Genomic DNA, 13,997 nt, shown 5'->3' on the forward strand with positions numbered 1-13,997 from the left:
ATTATTCCTTTAACTCCGCTACTGTGTCGATAAAGAGGTCGCCACGTACTTCAAAGTTAGCATACATATCCCAGCTGGCATTGGCTGGACTGAGAAGAACCACGTCTCCTTGAGTCGCAAGCTCGTAAGCCTTGCGGGTCGCATCTGCAATATCAGTCGCATCCACATATGCCACACCTGCCTTGTCTGCTGCCCGTTTGACACGTTCTGCAGACTGACCCAGGATGACCATCTTCTTGAGTCCAGTAATGTCTGGAACCAATTCGTCAAACTCATTACCACGGTCCAAACCACCTGCAATCAGAATGACCTTGCTGTTGTCAAATCCTGACAAGGCTTTTTGAGTTGCCAAGATATTGGTTGATTTACTATCATTATAGAATTTGACACCCTTGATTTCATCCACAAATTGGAGACGGTGTTTGACACCACCAAAGGCTGAAAGAGTTTCTTTGATGGTTTGGTTATCCACACCACGAAGCTTGGCTACAGCAATAGTCGCAAGAGCATTTTCTACATTGTGGCTACCTGGAACTCCGATTTCGCTAGCTGCCATGACCACTTCTCCACGGAAGTAGAGCTGACCATCTTCCAAATAAGCTCCATCAACCTTTTCAAGTGTTGAGAATGGTACAACGGTAGCTTGTGTTTTAGTAGCCAATTCTTTTGCCAAGTCTTGGTTAAAGTTCAAGACAAGGAAATCAGCTGCTGTCATCTTGTTCTGGATATTCCACTTGGCTGCTACATATTCCTCAAATGATCCATGGTAATCGATATGAGTTGGCATGAGGTTAGTAATAACCGCAATCTCAGGATGGAATTCTTGGACGCCCATCAGTTGGAAAGAAGAAAGTTCCATGACAAGCGTGTCCTTATTTGTCGCAGTTTGAGCCACTTGACTAGCTGAATAGCCGATATTCCCTGATAAGAGACCATGTTGCCCAGCAGCAGTCAAAACTTCCCCAATCATAGTCGTTGTGGTTGTTTTACCATTTGAACCAGTAATACCAACAATCGGTGCTTCTGAAATCAAGTAAGCCAATTCCACCTCAGTCAAAACAGGGATACCTTTGGCCAAAGCCTTTTCAATCATGGGATTGCTGTAGGGGATACCTGGATTTTTCACCATAAGGGCAAACTCTTCATCCAAAAGTTCCAAAGGATGGCTACCTGTGATAACCTTGATTCCTTCTTCCAGCAAACTTTGGGCAGCTGGATTGTCCTCGAAAGGTTTCCCGTCATTTACTGTCACAATGGCACCTAGCTTATCCAACAAACGAGCTGCAGATTCACCAGACTTGGCCAAACCTAAAACAAGGACTTTCTTATTTTTAAATTGATCTATTACTTTCATGTCTCAAACTCCATTTCTACTCTTACTATTTTACCATTTTTATGGAAATAATTCTAAACGAAAATGCTCATATTCAGCATTCTAACAAGCAAAAAGAGAGCCAAAACTCTCTTTTTATCTTCTTTTGTTTTTACTGACCGACATGAGGGTAATATCTCGCAAGCTAAAGTATGCTAGGAAGAGCATAGCGACTGCGATGAAGAATTCTGTCGGTAGCTGAAAGATTTGCAGGATAGACAACATCAGCAAAATCAAAAGTGCTACAAAAGCAAAGACGACAAGGACAATATTGACTGTTCCTTTAATGCTTTCTGGTGTCGCAAATACATAGAGTAGTAATAAGAGGATTCCTATGATTAAATAAACCATCTTTATCTCTTTCTAGCTCTTATTCAGCCGATTTTTTCTTCTTGTTAGCTTTCTCACGCTCTGCCTTGTTAAGGATTTGTTTACGCAAACGGATAGACTCAGGTGTTACTTCCATATACTCATCGTCGTTCAAGAACTCAAGAGACTCTTCAAGTGTCAAGATACGAGGTGTCTTGATAACAGCTGTTTGGTCCTTAGTAGCTGAACGAACATTAGTCATTTGTTTTGCCTTAGTGATGTTAACTGTCAAGTCATTTTCACGAGAGTTTTCACCGATAATCATTCCTTCATAAACCTCAGTACCTGGGTTGACAAAGATTGTACCACGTTCTTCGATAGACATGATTGAGTAAGTTGTAGCCTTACCAGCATCGATAGAAACAAGGGCACCACGGTGACGACCACCAATTTCACCTGGAATCAATGGCAAGTATTGGTCAAAGGTATGGTTCATGATACCGTAACCACGAGTCATTGACAAGAACTCAGTTGAATATCCAATCAAACCACGCGCTGGAACAAGGAAGACCAAACGAGTTTGACCATTACCAGTTGAAATCATATCCAACATTTCACCCTTACGTTCAGAAAGGCTTTGGATAACAGAACCTTGGTATTCTTCTGGTGTGTCGATTTGAACACGTTCAAATGGTTCGCATTTAACACCATCGATTTCTTTTACGATAACCTCTGGACGAGATACTTGAAGTTCATATCCCTCACGACGCATTGTTTCGATAAGGATTGACAAGTGCAATTCTCCACGACCTGAAACTGTCCATTTATCTGGTGAATCAGTTGGGTCAACACGGAGGGAAACGTCTGTTTGCAATTCGGCCTGCAAGCGTTCTTCTACCTTACGAGAAGTTACCCATTTACCTTCTTTACCAGCAAATGGTGAGTTGTTGACCAAGAAAGTCATTTGAAGAGTTGGCTCATCGATGTGTAGGATTGGAAGAGCTTCAACTGCGTCTGTCGGAGTAATGGTTTCACCGACAAAGATGTCTTCCATACCTGAAACAGCAATCAAGTCACCTGCTTTGGCTTCTTGGATTTCACGACGTTCCAAACCAAAGAAACCGAAGAGTTTTGTAACACGGAAGTTTTTAGTTGTGCCGTCAAGTTTAGAAAGGGTAACTTGGTCCCCAACCTTAACAGTACCACGGAAGACACGACCGATACCGATACGTCCAACGAAGTCGTTGTAGTCCAAAAGTGACACTTGGAACTGCAAAGGCTCATCTGAGTTATCTACTGGAGCTGGGATATGGTCGATAATTGTGTCAAAGATTGGTGCCATAGTAGCTTCTTGGTCAGCTGGATCATCTGACAATGAAGAAGTTCCGTTGATCGCTGAAGCATACACCACTGGGAAATCAAGCTGGTCGTCATCTGCACCAAGCTCGATGAAAAGTTCCAAGACTTCGTCCACTACTTCTGCTGGACGAGCTGATGGTTTATCGATTTTGTTAACAACCACGATTGGGACAAGGTCTTGTTCCAAGGCTTTTTTCAATACGAAACGAGTCTGTGGCATTGTTCCTTCGTAGGCATCTACGACCAAAACAACACCGTCAACCATTTTCATGATACGCTCAACTTCTCCACCAAAGTCCGCGTGTCCTGGTGTGTCCATGATGTTGATACGAGTTCCGTTGTAGGCAACGGCTGTATTTTTAGCAAGGATGGTAATTCCACGCTCTTTTTCGATATCGTTTGAGTCCATAGCACGCTCTGCCAATTCAGTACGTGCATCAAGCGTTTCTGATTGTTTCAATAATTCGTCAACGAGGGTTGTTTTACCGTGGTCAACGTGGGCGATAATCGCAATGTTACGGATATCTTCTCTTAATTTTGTCATGATTTCCTCTATAATATTCAAAATTTATTTTCTAACTGAACGATTATACCATAATTTCAAGTAAATAACATAATTCAAGCAAGTGTAAATGTTTTCACTCTGCTTTTCTTTTCACGTCAAGACTTTTCAAAGCAAACAACTTATGATAAGATAGGCACAGTATGCGTTTAGATAATTTATTAGCCCAAGAAAAAATCAGTCGAAAGGCCATGAAACAAGCCTTACTCAAAGAGGAAATTCTAGTCGATGGTCGCCCAGCCCGCTCCCTAGCCCAAAATATCGATACAGGACTACAAAAACTCCTTTTTCAAGACCAAATCATTCGAGGCTATGAGCACACCTATCTTATGCTTCATAAACCAGCTGGTGTCGTTACAGCCAACAAAGACAAGAAACTTCCAACCGTCATGGACCTGCTGTCACCTGACATCCAGTCTGACAAGCTCTATGCCGTCGGCCGACTGGACCGAGATACGACAGGGCTCCTCCTCTTGACCGATAACGGTCCCTTAGGCTTTCAGCTCCTCCATCCCCAATATCATGTCGATAAAACTTATCGAGTTGAGGTTAATGGACTTCTAACACCTGACCATATCCAAGCCTTTCAAAAAGGAATTATCTTTTTAGATGGCACTGTCTGTAAACCTGCAAGGCTAAAAATTCTATCTGCAAGTCCTTCCCTTAGTCAAGCCTCTATCACCATTTCAGAAGGAAAATTTCATCAAGTCAAGAAAATGTTCCTCTCAGTTGGTGTCAAGGTGACCTCTCTCAAACGCACCCATTTTGGACCTTGGAGCTTGGATGAAAATCTTCAAGAGGGAGACTATTGCCCCTTCAACTCAAAAGAGTTAACAAGTATTCGTGACTTTCTCAGAAAAAGTGGTTAAAAAATGAGCTCGGAAATATCCAAGCTCGTTTTCTTATTTCTCGACTTTGACTTTCCCTTTCCAAGAATCCAAACCATAAGAAAGGATATAAATCTCAGAAAAACCTTGTTTTTTCAAGTAAAGGGCTGCATTTGTCACACGTTGCGCACGTTGGTTTTCGTAAAGAAGGACAGGTTTATCCTTACGAAGGGCTGCAAGACTAGTCTTCAACTGACTTGAAGGAATATTGCGAGCCCCAAGAATATGTTTTCTGTGGAATTCTGCTGGGTCGCGCAAATCAATCAATTGACCCGTACGAATCAAGGCTTCAAACTCCTCATTGTCTACAATTTTAGCCGCACGGCGAATACGAAGATAGTTAAAGCCCATCCACGCCAACAATGCTAGTATAAGTGCCCACAAAATCCAAGTAACCATTAGTTCTTTTCTCCATTTTTCTCAATATAATCCAATTCTACCTTGTGCTCTCTGCGAAGAACCGCTTCTGCTTCTAGATAGTCTAATTTGTCCATCAACCCTGCATCGTAAATCCGTGAGAGTTCCAACTTCATCAGTTCAATATCATATAAGCGTTTTCCCATGTAAACAATAATACCAAATCGTTTGAGGAATTGTTGCACATCATAGAATGTTTTCATAAGACTCATTCTAGCAAAATTTTGTGTTTTTTTCAAGAATAGACTCACACAATGCCCCTGATTTTCCTATCTTCTTTGGCGATTCTGACGCAAGTGTGGTACAATAAAAACATGAGAATTCAACAATTACACTATATTATCAAAATCGTCGAAACTGGCTCCATGAATGAGGCGGCCAAGCAACTCTTTATCACTCAACCTAGTCTTTCCAACGCTGTGAGAGATTTGGAAAATGAAATGGGCATTGAGATCTTTATCCGCAATCCTAAGGGTATTACCTTGACCCGTGATGGGATGGAGTTCCTCTCTTATGCCCGTCAAGTTGTCGAGCAAACCCAACTTCTGGAGGAACGCTATAAAAATCCTGTCGCCCACCGCGAACTCTTTAGCGTTTCGTCTCAGCACTATGCCTTTGTGGTCAATGCCTTTGTCTCTTTGCTCAAGAAAAGCGATATGGAGAAATACGAGCTCTTCCTTCGTGAAACTCGTACTTGGGAAATTATCGACGACGTCAAGAACTTCCGTAGTGAGGTCGGTGTCCTCTTCCTAAATAGCTACAACCGTGATGTTTTAACGAAAATGCTGGATGACAACCATCTGCTGGCTCACCATCTCTTTACAGCCCAGCCCCATATCTTTGTCAGCAAGACCAACCCTCTGGCAAAGAAAGACAAGGTGAAACTGTCTGATTTGGAAAACTTCCCTTACCTCAGCTATGACCAAGGGACACACAACTCCTTCTACTTTTCAGAGGAAATCCTTTCCCAAGAGCACCACAAGAAATCTATCGTGGTCAGTGACCGTGCCACCCTCTTTAATCTCTTGATTGGTTTAGATGGTTATACCATTGCGACAGGGATTTTGAACAGCAATCTCAATGGAGACAATATCGTTTCCATCCCACTAGACATTGATGACCCCATTGAGCTAGTCTATATCCAGCATGAAAAAACCAGCCTATCCAAGATGGGCGAACGCTTTATCGACTATCTCCTAGAAGAAGTCCAGTTTGATAGTTGAGAAATGATAAGAACCAATATGTAGGCTACAACAACCTGCACATTGGTTCTTTTTACTTATAATTAAAAGTTTCCCCTGCCAACTTATCAGCTAGCTTAGGAAAGAGACTATAAAACTTATGGGTTAGATTCAACAAAACAGGAAGATTGAGTTCTCGTTTGTTTTTTCCTATAATCTTGACAATCTTTTTAGCCACTGCATCTGGTTTCAACAGGAAGCGTTCAACCGACTTGAGATAGGTACCATCTGGATCGGCTTGGTCAAAAAATCCTGTACAGATTGGACCTGGATTGACCGTCGTTACATAAACACCATACGACATAAGTTCGAGACGCAGAGCATTTGAAAAACCAATAGCCGCAAACTTGGTCGCTGAGTAGAGACTGGACTTGCTAGTCGCTATCAATCCTGCCATGCTGACGATATTGATGATATGGCCTTTTCGACTTTCCTTCATTCGAGCCGTAAGGCGACGAGACAGATTCATTAGGGCAAAGGTATTGACCTCGAACATCTGATGAATATCTTTGTCGGAAATCTGGTCAAATTCCTCAAAGATCCCGTAACCAGCGTTGTTTATCAAGACATCAATCTTGCCATAACGGAGATAGAGGTCTGTTACCAGAGTTTCTAAGGCTGAGTCATCGGTAATATCGATTTCAATCAATTCTGCATGGGGATTGTCTCCGTAGAGTTGGGCTAATTTTTCCTTGTTTCTACCTAACAAAATCAGTTGGTCATTCGGCAAAAGTTTGACCATTTCTTGGGCTAGGCCACCGCTAGCTCCAGTAATGAGAATAGTAGGCATACTTATCCTTTCTCAATCTTTTAGATTTCCACTTCTTCCAAGTCTTTGACCACATGGACATTTTCAAAGACACTAGCAGCGTCTTTTTTGAGCTTGCTGATATCTTTTGAGAGAAAACGGGCACTGATATGGTTAAGCAAGAGGCGTTTGGCACCTGCTTCTACTGCCACCTGCGCTGCCTGCATGTTAGTAGAGTGGCCATGGTTACGAGCAATTTTTTCATCACCCTTGCCATAAGTCGATTCATGGACAAGGACATCGGCATTGACAGCCAGACGCACACTGGCATCCGTTTTTCGAGTGTCTCCTAAAATAGTGATAATTTTACCTGGACGTGGAGCTGAGATATAGTCTGCTGCCTTGATTTCAGTTCCGTCTTCCAAAACAACATCCTGGCCGTTTTTGATTTTCCCAAAAAGTGGGCCAAATGGGACACCAGCAGCCTTGAGTTTTTCAGCATCCAGCGTTCCTTCTAGGTCCTTTTGAATGACACGATAGCCAACACAGAAAATAGTATGATCCAGCTCCTCTGCATACACCGTGAATTTATCGGTCTCAAGGATTTTTCCTAAAGAATCTTGGTCAAACTCATGAAAATGAATGCGGTAAGGCAGACGCGAACCTGACACACGAAGGCTGGTTAAGACAAATGACTTGATTCCTTGAGGTCCATAGATTTCCAAATCCGTCTGCTCTTCATTGGCCTGAAAGGCACGACTAGAAAGGAATCCTGGCAGGCCAAAGATATGGTCTCCATGCAGGTGAGTAATAAAGATTTTGCTGACCTTACGTGGTCGAATTGTGGTTTCCAGAATACGATTTTGCGTACCTTCTCCACAGTCAAAGAGCCAGACTTCGTTAATCTCGTCCAAGAGTTTCAGGGCGAGACTTGAAACATTGCGGGCTTTAGAGGGCTGACCAGCCCCCGTTCCTAAAAATTGAATATCCATTCGATACTTTCTAATTAATCAATATATAACATGGCTGTGCGGTTTTCCGATCGGAAATAGCGCTTGCCAGAAAAAGCAGTAGCTTCCAGTAATAACTCCTCTTGACTATAGCCTTTGAGACGTTTGCGACCATCAGCCAAATTTTCCAAATCAGTCAAAGCTGTAAGATTTTCCACGCTAACAACTTCCTCGTCCCCGACAGCCTTCATATAAATCTTGCCAGACTCCTCAAAGACCAGCTGATGGGGGAAAATTTGCGCAATTTCAAAGAGCAAGTCTTCTGAAATAACCTCTTTATTTTCAGAGAAAATTCGACCCAAACCCTCACTCTCATAACAAAAACCAAAGGATTTACCAGATAGGTTAAGACGAATAAAAGGTTTGTTTTCGAGGGTGAAACTTGGCTCAACATTGTAGAGATTTAGTTCCTGACTGAGTTCCGCAAAATAATCCGTCGCAGCCTCAGGACTTTTTTTCTGGTAGAGTTCTGCAAAGTAAGCATTGACCACACTTGGCGGAGGGGTAATGAGGGCTAGTTGCTCCTGCTCTGTTTTACCAGCTAGAAGCTGATCCAGATAGACCTTATCCAGACTTGTATAACCTCCATACTTTAGAGCTAACGTTTTAATATCAGTCATAAAATTCTTCTAACCTCCATTTATTTTTCTCGGAAATGTAGCCTGTAATCACTTCGCCATCATCTTGGTAGTCACGATCTTCAAGAATCGCCACACTTTCCAAATCATGAATCTTGTAGGATTTTGAAAAAGGCACGCGCAGGGTAAAAGATTCAAAAATATCCTTGATTTTCTCTAAAAATAGTGCCTGCAAATTCTCACGACTATCCTCAGACTTGGCAGAAATGAGGGCATAAGGCGTTTGGGTAGGCGTGAAATCCTCCACCATATCCGCTTTATTATACAGGGTCAGGCGAGGAATATCTTCCATGTCCAAGTCTTTCATGATGGACAGAACTGTTTTTTCATGCTCCTCATGGTAAGGATTGCTGGCATCGATAACATGAACCAGAAGGTCTACATGCTTGCTTTCTTCCAAGGTTGACTTGAAACTGGACACCAACTCTGTCGGTAAATCTTGGATAAAGCCAACAGTATCAGTTAAAGTCACCTGTAGATTGCCCCCCAGATGGATACTCTTGGTCGTCGCATCTAGAGTCGCAAACAGCTCGTCTGCCTCATACTGGGTCTTACTGGTCAAGGTGTTCATGATAGTTGACTTCCCAGCATTGGTGTAACCAATCAAACCAATCTTAAAGGTGCTTGACTCCAAACGTTTTTCTCTGACAGTCGCCCGATTTTTCTCAACCACCTTAAGCTGGCGCTCGATATCCGTGATTTGATTGCGAACGCTACGACGGTTCAGCTCCAGCTGGCTTTCACCAGGTCCACGGGAACCAATTCCCCCTGCCTGACGGCTGAGCATAATTCCCTGACCAACCAAGCGAGGCAAGAGATACTTGAGCTGGGCCAAATGAACTTGAAGCTTCCCTTCATGGCTTCGAGCTCGCATGGCAAAGATATCCAAAATCAACTGCATACGGTCAATGACCTTAACACCCAGAACTTCCTCTAGATTAACATTTTGCCTTGGCGTCAGACGGTTGTTGACGATGACAGTGGTGATTTCTTCTGCATCCACCATAAGCGCAATCTCTTCCAACTTACCAGAGCCGACGAAGGTCTTAGAATCATACTTTTCACGTTTTTGTCTGTAGCTATCTACAACAATTGCCCCAGCTGTCTTAGCCAGACTGGCCAATTCTTCCATGGAGAGGTCAAAATTGTCCATGCCCTGCAATTCAACACCTATGAGCAGAACCCGTTCCTCTTTTTTTTCCGTATCAATCATCTAAAAACTCCTCTATCTGGCTTAAAATACGGTCTTGTACACCAGCTTCTCCAATCTGATAAAAGGTCACCTGCATGCGATTACGGAACCATGTCAACTGACGCTTGGCAAAACGGCGGGTCGCCTGTTTGAGACTCTCACTGACTTCCTCCAAGGTTTGCTCTCCACGGAAATAAGGAAAGAGTTCCTTATATCCAATTCCTTTAGCAGCCTGCACATCTGGATAATTGTCAAAAAGCCACTTGGCCTCATCCAAAAGCCCAGCCTCAAACATCAAATCCACGCGGCGATTGATACGTTCATATAATTGACTGCGCTCATCATCCAAGCAGATAATCAGCGGTTCATACAAGGTCTCTTGATTTTCCAAATCCTGACCAAAATGGGCAATTTCCAAGGCGCGCATAGCACGACGACGATTAAACTGAGGAATTTCAAGGCCTGCTTGGTCCACCAGATGGGCTAATTCCTCATCTGTATAGGGCTCCAAACTAGCTCGATAGTCCAAAATCTCCTCATGGGGGGTCTCTCCACCCAGATGGTAGCCTTCTAGCAAGCCCTGGATATAAAGCCCAGTTCCACCAGCGATAATGGCTAGCTTACCACGGCTGTGAATATCTTCAATAGCCATCTTAGCTTCTGAAACAAAATCAAAAGCCGAGTAAGACTCGGTTACCTCTCTAACATCGATTAAATGATGAGGAACAGCCTCCTGCTCTTCTGGACTAGCCTTAGCCGTCCCAATATCTAGACCTCGATAGACTTGCTGGCTATCGCCGCTAACAACTTCCCCACCAAAGCGCTTGGCCACTTCAATGGCAAGGGCTGTTTTTCCAACAGCAGTCGGTCCAACAATCACAATTATTTTTGTTTTCATCTTTTTTCCTTGAAAAATTCCCATTTTTTCGTTACTATTATTATAACACAAAAAGGTCAGTCAGAAAAATGTGACCTCTTGAGGAGGCTGGCTGATTAAGAATATAAAGGAGGAAGACTCATGGCTAAAGGATTTGCTAAAGGTCTTGTAACAGGTGTCGCAGGAACTGTCGCTGCACTTGCAGGCGCGGTATACGCATTTAAAAAGAAAGTAATCGAACCAGAAGAGCAAAAAGCAGCTTTCATCGAAGAAAACCGTAAAAAAGCAGCTCGTCGTCGCGTGTCACGTTAAGAAACAAAAGAAGTTGGGATTTATTGTCTCAACTTCTTTTTTCTATTCTTTTATACTCAATGAAAATCAAAGAGCAAACTAGGAAGCTAGCCACAGGTTGCTCAAAGCACTGCTTTGAGATTGTAGATAAGACTGACGAAGTCAGCTCAAAACACTGTTTTGAGGTTGTGGATGAAGCGACGCTGACATGGTTTGAAGAGATTTTCGAAGAGTATTAAATAGCTAGGTCAAACTTCAACTGTGGCTTAACAGGATCATAATCCACCAACTCAAAATCTTCTGCTTTAATATCAAAGAAATTGGTCCCATCTGGTACATTCAAGACCAAACGTGGTTGGCAGTTTGACGGCTCCCGACGAAGCAATTCCTGAGCTTGTTCAAATTGATTATCATAGATATGGAGGTTGTTGATAAAGTAGAAGAACTTCCCAACCTTCCAGCCAAAATGCTTGGCAATCATCATTTGAAGAGCCACGTACTGCATAGCGTTGATATGGTGGGCCACCAGCATATCGTTAGAACGCTGAGTCAAGGTCGCATCCAGATAGATTTCTCCATCTATACGACGGACATCAAACATGGTCTGAAAGGCGCACGGAAGCAACCCATCTGTTTCTTCGAAAGCTTGGTAATCCCATAGTGATATGATATTGCGGCGGTTCCAAGGGTTGGCTTCCAACTGCTTGAGAAGCTTATTGATGATGTCGTGTTTCTTAACGACCGCCCCGTAGCGCTCACCAATGGTTCCCGTGTCTCCAACTTCCCAGTCATTCCAGTAGTGAACATTGTACTTGTCATTAAGTACTTCTAAGCTATTTGACTGGTCTTGGTAAATCCAGAGAACTTCTTTGATAGCTGATTTGATGGCAATGGGACGCAAAGTTGTGATGGGGAATTCCCCTTTTGCCAAGTCATACTCGGCAAAGGCACCCGTTAAATATTTAGAGTTGGCAACTGTCCCATCCTTGTACTTGGGACGCGCTTGCTCTGAAAAGACACCGTCTTTGAGGATTCGTTCAATATTCTCTTTAAAAATCGTATCTGCTTTTGTCATTTACTCTCACCTCATTTATTGTCCTAACTAGTATAGCATAAAAAAGAAAAGAGGAACATTACTAACTCTAGGTTCGCATTTTTCCTCTTTTATTATTTTATTGCAATACAAGTGATGCTGCTCCGATAACTCCAGCGTCGTTTCCTAGAGTTGCAAGAGCTAATTTAGTGGATGTGCGTACTTGTGGGAAGCTATTTTCGTCGTAGACTTTTTGAACACCTTGTAGAAGGAATTCTCCCGCAGCTGATACACCACCACCGATAACGATTGTTGATGGGTTTAGGATTGAACCGATGTTGGCACAAGCGATTCCTAAGTAACGTGAGAAGTTACGGTAAACGATCAAGGCAAGGTCGTCTCCTTCTTTTGCAAGATCAAAGACAGTCTTAGCGGTTACTTCTTCTCCATTATCAATCAAGCGTTTCAAAGCTGCATCACCTTCGTATTCATCCGCATAGCGACGAGTCAAGTTGACAATCCCTGTTGCTGAAGCAACTGTCTCAAGGCAACCTTTCTTACCGCAAGTACATGCAATTGGTTGGTCAAAGTCAACAGTGATGTGACCAAGCTCACCTGCTGCACCAGCAACACCGTGAAGCAATTTGCCTTCTGCAACGATACCGCCACCAACACCAGTACCGAGTGTCATAAAGACAACATCTGGTTGGTTATCACCAGCACCCATCCAGCGCTCACCAAGAGCAGCTACGTTGGCATCATTATCGATGAAGAAAGGAATGCCCAAGGCTTTTTCAATCTTTTCTTTGATTGGTTGAAGGGTTTTCCAGTTCAAATTGTAGGCACCAATAACAGTCCCGTTTTCACGGTCAACCACACCTGGTGACCCCATTCCAATACCTTGGAAGTCCGCTGCTACCAATCCAAGCAAGTCCAAACGATGTTGAATAGACTCAATCATATCATCTACGATATGACTTCCCTCATCCAAAATGTTGGTTTTGATAGACCATTTTTCTTGGATTTCTCCTGCTGTTGTCAAGATTGCAAATTTGATAGAAGTTCCACCAAGGTCAATTCCAATAATCTTTTGACTCATCATATTCTCCTTTTTCATTATGAATTAATTGAAAATGCTTACAGTACTAGTATAACAAAATTCACTCATTTATGCAAAGGTTTGCATTAACTTTCTAGATTTTATCCTTACTTATGGTTTCCATAGACCTGAAGCATCTACGTAGTAGCGGCCTCCATCAACTCGCTCATTTTTAGCCATTTTACCATCTGATTTCAAATAGTAGTTCCCTTGCCAAGCATTGCGAGCATAAGAACCATCTGATTTCAAGTAATACCAGGCTTGGTAAGAAGAATCATAAACCCACTCACCTTGTGCCATTTTACCGTTTGATTTAAGGTAATAAGCTCCTTGCCATGCATTTTTTGCATAAGAACCATCTGATTTCAAATAATACCAAGCTTGATAGGAAGAATCATAAATCCATTCGCTCTGTGCCATTTGACCATCTGCTTTCAGGTAGTAGCTTCCCTGCCATGCATTTTTCACTGGATTGCCATTTCCATCAAAGTAATACCAAGCACCATCCTGCTTAACCCAGCCACTTGTTGTTGCTGAACTTGTATTGTTTTGAGCCGCAGTTGATTGTTTTGCTTTAAAGGCACCCTTAGGGGCATTTTTCAATTCACAAGCCACACCATCATGATCACGGTCTAACTTGGCAGAATAACCAGGTTCTCCCTCATGAATATCTGAGTATCCATTCGCCCAAGCCTCTTTACAACTAGAAAAATGAATGTTTTCTTCTGCTAACACAGGTTGTGAAAACAAGGCTAAAACTGGCAAGGTTGCCAGACTCATTTTTAAAAATAGACGTTTGTTCATTTCTTTCTCCCATAATTATGATATCGATTTCACTATTATTTTATCAAACTTATTTCAGCAATTCAAGAGCTTCTGTGGGCTTATCCTTCAATTGATTCCGAACCTCTTTCCAAGACTCAGCTGACTGCCCTAATACCTGTAAAAACACCAGTTTTCAC

At 42.6% G+C, this 13,997-nt stretch carries 15 protein-coding genes and 2 pseudogenes; 3 read left to right on the forward strand and 14 right to left on the reverse strand.

Going from position 1 to position 13,997, the window contains the following annotated elements; genetic code table 11:
- Position 1: 1 nt before the first annotated feature.
- The 3 genes from murD to typA all read right to left on the reverse strand — a co-directional run bounded on the left by murD (position 2) and on the right by typA (position 3,584).
- Positions 2-1,354, reverse strand: a complete 1,353-nt coding sequence (gene murD / locus CYK16_RS00245; RefSeq protein ID WP_060806262.1) for a UDP-N-acetylmuramoyl-L-alanine--D-glutamate ligase — start codon at positions 1,352-1,354, stop codon at positions 2-4.
- Positions 1,355-1,468: 114 nt separating this feature from the next.
- Positions 1,469-1,723 carry a DUF3165 family protein gene (locus CYK16_RS00250; protein WP_060806263.1) on the reverse strand — a complete coding sequence of 85 codons (255 nt, stop codon included), beginning with the start codon at positions 1,721-1,723 and terminating at the stop codon, positions 1,469-1,471.
- A 19-nt stretch (positions 1,724-1,742) separates the two neighbouring features.
- Positions 1,743-3,584: a translational GTPase TypA gene (typA, locus tag CYK16_RS00255; RefSeq protein WP_000164111.1), complete on the reverse strand. Its 1,842-nt coding sequence runs from the start codon at positions 3,582-3,584 to the stop codon at positions 1,743-1,745.
- Positions 3,585-3,745: 161 nt separating this feature from the next.
- Between typA and CYK16_RS00260 the strand changes: the two genes are divergently transcribed.
- The gene (locus CYK16_RS00260; protein ID WP_101776467.1) at positions 3,746-4,471 is read left to right on the forward strand and encodes a pseudouridine synthase; all 726 of its coding nucleotides are present in this window, start codon (positions 3,746-3,748) and stop codon (positions 4,469-4,471) included.
- Between the two features lie 33 nt (positions 4,472-4,504).
- On the opposite strand, the gene CYK16_RS00265 is transcribed toward CYK16_RS00260, so the two are convergent.
- Together CYK16_RS00265 and CYK16_RS00270 are read right to left on the reverse strand one after the other, a co-directional pair.
- Entirely contained in the window at positions 4,505-4,888 is a 384-nt protein-coding gene (locus CYK16_RS00265) for a rhodanese-like domain-containing protein (RefSeq protein WP_101776468.1), read from the reverse strand.
- Positions 4,888-5,157, reverse strand: a complete 270-nt coding sequence (locus CYK16_RS00270) for a YqgQ family protein (protein WP_000051787.1) — start codon at positions 5,155-5,157, stop codon at positions 4,888-4,890. The genes CYK16_RS00265 and CYK16_RS00270 overlap by 1 nt, the downstream gene beginning before the upstream one ends.
- A gap of 63 nt (positions 5,158-5,220) precedes the next feature.
- Between CYK16_RS00270 and CYK16_RS00275 the strand changes: the two genes are divergently transcribed.
- Positions 5,221-6,129, forward strand: coding sequence for a LysR family transcriptional regulator (locus CYK16_RS00275; protein WP_001222592.1), 909 nt, complete (start codon positions 5,221-5,223; stop codon positions 6,127-6,129).
- A gap of 52 nt (positions 6,130-6,181) precedes the next feature.
- On the opposite strand, the gene CYK16_RS00280 is transcribed toward CYK16_RS00275, so the two are convergent.
- Genes CYK16_RS00280 through miaA form a run of 5 tightly spaced genes read right to left on the reverse strand, consistent with a single transcriptional unit; the run spans position 6,182 to position 10,633 of the window.
- Positions 6,182-6,937 carry an SDR family NAD(P)-dependent oxidoreductase gene (locus CYK16_RS00280; protein ID WP_060806265.1) on the reverse strand — a complete coding sequence of 252 codons (756 nt, stop codon included), beginning with the start codon at positions 6,935-6,937 and terminating at the stop codon, positions 6,182-6,184.
- 20 nt (positions 6,938-6,957) lie between these two features.
- A complete protein-coding gene (gene rnz / locus CYK16_RS00285) occupies positions 6,958-7,887 on the reverse strand; it encodes a ribonuclease Z (protein ID WP_000354331.1) in 930 nt (309 codons plus the stop codon).
- A 14-nt stretch (positions 7,888-7,901) separates the two neighbouring features.
- Positions 7,902-8,525 carry a hypothetical protein gene (locus CYK16_RS00290; protein ID WP_060806266.1) on the reverse strand — a complete coding sequence of 208 codons (624 nt, stop codon included), beginning with the start codon at positions 8,523-8,525 and terminating at the stop codon, positions 7,902-7,904.
- Positions 8,518-9,756 (reverse strand): GTPase HflX, encoded by a 1,239-nt coding sequence (gene hflX, locus CYK16_RS00295; protein WP_101776469.1) that lies wholly within the window; start codon positions 9,754-9,756, stop codon positions 8,518-8,520. The genes CYK16_RS00290 and hflX overlap by 8 nt, the downstream gene beginning before the upstream one ends.
- Positions 9,749-10,633 carry a tRNA (adenosine(37)-N6)-dimethylallyltransferase MiaA gene (miaA, locus tag CYK16_RS00300; RefSeq protein WP_060806268.1) on the reverse strand — a complete coding sequence of 295 codons (885 nt, stop codon included), beginning with the start codon at positions 10,631-10,633 and terminating at the stop codon, positions 9,749-9,751. The genes hflX and miaA overlap by 8 nt, the downstream gene beginning before the upstream one ends.
- Positions 10,634-10,753: 120 nt before the next feature.
- Here miaA and CYK16_RS00305 point away from each other — a divergent pair, with 120 nt between their 5' ends.
- Positions 10,754-10,924: a DUF3042 family protein gene (locus CYK16_RS00305; protein ID WP_001051777.1), complete on the forward strand. Its 171-nt coding sequence runs from the start codon at positions 10,754-10,756 to the stop codon at positions 10,922-10,924.
- Between the two features lie 214 nt (positions 10,925-11,138).
- Here CYK16_RS00305 and CYK16_RS00315 read toward each other — a convergent pair whose 3' ends face one another.
- The 4 genes and pseudogenes from CYK16_RS00315 to CYK16_RS10820 all read right to left on the reverse strand — a co-directional run.
- Complete coding sequence (locus CYK16_RS00315) at positions 11,139-11,978, reverse strand: thymidylate synthase (RefSeq protein WP_060806269.1); 840 nt, start codon at positions 11,976-11,978, stop codon at positions 11,139-11,141.
- Between the two features lie 97 nt (positions 11,979-12,075).
- Positions 12,076-13,035 carry an ROK family glucokinase gene (locus CYK16_RS00320; protein WP_050242334.1) on the reverse strand — a complete coding sequence of 320 codons (960 nt, stop codon included), beginning with the start codon at positions 13,033-13,035 and terminating at the stop codon, positions 12,076-12,078.
- A 117-nt stretch (positions 13,036-13,152) separates the two neighbouring features.
- Positions 13,153-13,839: pseudogene (locus CYK16_RS00325) on the reverse strand (excalibur calcium-binding domain-containing protein); the annotation flags it as partial.
- A gap of 58 nt (positions 13,840-13,897) precedes the next feature.
- Positions 13,898-13,990: pseudogene (locus CYK16_RS10820) on the reverse strand (alpha/beta fold hydrolase); the annotation flags it as partial.
- Between the last annotated feature and the right edge of the window lie 7 nt (positions 13,991-13,997).

Source organism: Streptococcus oralis subsp. dentisani (assembly GCF_002860905.1).
In the GTDB taxonomy this organism is placed as follows: Bacteria; Bacillota; Bacilli; order Lactobacillales; family Streptococcaceae; genus Streptococcus; species Streptococcus oralis_BA.

What these genes read in the sequence shown, in the direction of transcription:
- CYK16_RS00265 (WP_101776468.1), bottom strand. Translation starts at nt 4,888, where the DNA reads ATGGTTACTTGGATTTTGTGGGCACTTATACTAGCATTGTTGGCGTGG.
- miaA (WP_060806268.1), bottom strand. Translation starts at nt 10,633, where the DNA reads ATGAAAACAAAAATAATTGTGATTGTTGGACCGACTGCTGTTGGAAAA.
- CYK16_RS00320 (WP_050242334.1), bottom strand. Translation starts at nt 13,035, where the DNA reads ATGAGTCAAAAGATTATTGGAATTGACCTTGGTGGAACTTCTATCAAA.
- typA (WP_000164111.1), bottom strand. Translation starts at nt 3,584, where the DNA reads ATGACAAAATTAAGAGAAGATATCCGTAACATTGCGATTATCGCCCAC.
- CYK16_RS00250 (WP_060806263.1), bottom strand. Translation starts at nt 1,723, where the DNA reads ATGGTTTATTTAATCATAGGAATCCTCTTATTACTACTCTATGTATTT.
- rnz (WP_000354331.1), bottom strand. Translation starts at nt 7,887, where the DNA reads ATGGATATTCAATTTTTAGGAACGGGGGCTGGTCAGCCCTCTAAAGCC.
- CYK16_RS00260 (WP_101776467.1), top strand. Translation starts at nt 3,746, where the DNA reads ATGCGTTTAGATAATTTATTAGCCCAAGAAAAAATCAGTCGAAAGGCC.
- hflX (WP_101776469.1), bottom strand. Translation starts at nt 9,756, where the DNA reads ATGATTGATACGGAAAAAAAAGAGGAACGGGTTCTGCTCATAGGTGTT.
- CYK16_RS00305 (WP_001051777.1), top strand. Translation starts at nt 10,754, where the DNA reads ATGGCTAAAGGATTTGCTAAAGGTCTTGTAACAGGTGTCGCAGGAACT.
- CYK16_RS00290 (WP_060806266.1), bottom strand. Translation starts at nt 8,525, where the DNA reads ATGACTGATATTAAAACGTTAGCTCTAAAGTATGGAGGTTATACAAGT.
- murD (WP_060806262.1), bottom strand. Translation starts at nt 1,354, where the DNA reads ATGAAAGTAATAGATCAATTTAAAAATAAGAAAGTCCTTGTTTTAGGT.
- CYK16_RS00275 (WP_001222592.1), top strand. Translation starts at nt 5,221, where the DNA reads ATGAGAATTCAACAATTACACTATATTATCAAAATCGTCGAAACTGGC.
- CYK16_RS00315 (WP_060806269.1), bottom strand. Translation starts at nt 11,978, where the DNA reads ATGACAAAAGCAGATACGATTTTTAAAGAGAATATTGAACGAATCCTC.
- CYK16_RS00280 (WP_060806265.1), bottom strand. Translation starts at nt 6,937, where the DNA reads ATGCCTACTATTCTCATTACTGGAGCTAGCGGTGGCCTAGCCCAAGAA.